General features: G+C 57.0%; 2 protein-coding genes. Both read left to right on the forward strand.

Features of this window, described 5'->3' with window-relative positions; genetic code table 11:
* Positions 1-302 precede the first annotated feature (302 nt).
* A complete protein-coding gene (locus GWC77_RS27535) occupies positions 303-1,313 on the forward strand; it encodes a zinc-binding dehydrogenase (RefSeq protein WP_173262593.1) in 1,011 nt (336 codons plus the stop codon).
* A gap of 51 nt (positions 1,314-1,364) precedes the next feature.
* A complete protein-coding gene (locus tag GWC77_RS27540) occupies positions 1,365-1,733 on the forward strand; it encodes a class I tRNA ligase family protein (RefSeq protein ID WP_173262595.1) in 369 nt (122 codons plus the stop codon).
* Positions 1,734-1,815: the final 82 nt, after the last annotated feature.

The following is a 1,815-nucleotide window of genomic DNA, read 5'->3' on the forward strand; positions in this document are numbered from 1 at the left end:
TCCTTCCTATCGTTCGCTTACGCGTGGAATATGCGTTCGGTTTGCCGTGGAATCAGCGTTCGCTTTGCCGTGGAAACCGCGTTCGGTTTGCTCTGGAATCCGCGTTCGCTTTGGCCTGGAATACGCACCGCAATCGAGCGGGCAGGGAGAATCGTGGCGGCGGCCGAAGCGAGCGGGGGAAACATCTGTCAGGTCGACGGGCAAATGATTGGCCGGCCGATCGTCGAACAAGCTCGCCGCGTTCTGGCTGTTACCCGGAGCGATAGGGATAGTCGATTCGAGCACATAGCCAGGGTCGTGTCATGACCCGCATGACTACGTCGGTCGGAATCGAGCATTCGCATTCCGGCGGTCAGGTTCATTATCGACAGCACATGCTTTCGCCCCTGTCGCACGATGAGCTGCTAGTTAAAGTGCTGGCCGCCGGCCTTAACCGCGCGGACTTGATGCAATGCCATGGAAAGTACCAGCCACCTGCTCACGAAACATCGGTGCCTGGAATTGAGATCTCCGGTTACGTGCTCGAGGCGGGAGAGGGCGCCACATCGCATCGAGCCGGCGACAAAGTTTACGGCGTAGTGCCGGGGGGCGGCTTTTCCTTGGTCTGTAAGATGGATAGCGCCATGGCGATGCCGATTCCATCGGGCTGGTCATTCGAAGAGGCGGCGGCCTTTCCTGAGGCGGTGCTAACGGCCAACGAAGCGCTCGTCACACTCGGAGCGCTGCAGTCTGGAAAAGCAGTGGTGGTGCACGCCGCGTCTAGCGGAATGGGAACGATGGTCGTCAGCATGGCGAAATGTCTGGGTGGGGTCGTGATTGCCACGACTTCACATGCTAGCAAGGCTGACCGCCTCCGTGAGCTAGGTGCCGACGAGATCATCCAAGAACAAGGAATCGGCTTTTATCACCATGTCTTGGCTTCGACGAAGGGTGTTGGAGCCGATCTCGTCGTCGATTTTCTCGGAGGACGGTACGTCAACAGTAACGTCCATGCCCTCAGGGCTGGCGGGAAATTAATAGCGGCGGGCATTCTGGATGGTCGCACGACGGAGTTAGATCTCTATTCGTTGATCAACAGGAGTGTCAACATCATGCCGTTGACGCTAAGAATGAAAACGAAAAACGAAAAACGTGCCGTGGTCGAGCGCTTTTTCATGCGTTGGGGCGGAAGCCCTCTTTTTGAGCCGCTGCGCCCATTGATACACGCCGTATTTCCCTTCAGCGATATCTCCTCGGCCCTTGCGCTGATGGAATCTGCGGAGCACACCGGAAAGATTGTGATATCGCTCGGAGACACGCACTGTTCAGGCTAATCGAATCAAGACCCACGTTTCAAGCTTATTTCTCAGTCAGCATATGCAACCATGGCCTACATAACGACGCCCGTTTACTACGTGAATGACGACCCTCACATTGGACACATCTATACGACCGTCGTCGCGGATGTCTTATGTCGATGGTACAGATTGTCAGGCGAACCAGCTTTTCTTCTTACCGGCACGGACGAGCACGCCGCAAAAGTCGTCGAGGCGGCGAAAAACAGGGGGGTTCTCACGTCAGAGTGGGCCAATTCGAAGTCAAAATCGTTCAAGGATGCGTTCCACGGCTTCAACATACTACCCTCGGACTTTATCCGAACGAGCGAAACCCGCCATGTCGAACAGGTTGCAGCCTGCATGCACCTGCTTCGTAAGCGCCTCGCGAAGGCCGTCCGCTATCCGGCGCGCACGTGAGGCATGATCGGGTATCGGGCGCTCGTGTTGGCGCGCTGGCAATCAGCCCGTGGAGGCAGGTGGGCAAGACTTCCCTGGCAGC

Source organism: Paraburkholderia sp. NMBU_R16 (assembly GCF_013282575.1).
In the GTDB taxonomy this organism is placed as follows: Bacteria; Pseudomonadota; Gammaproteobacteria; order Burkholderiales; family Burkholderiaceae; genus Trinickia.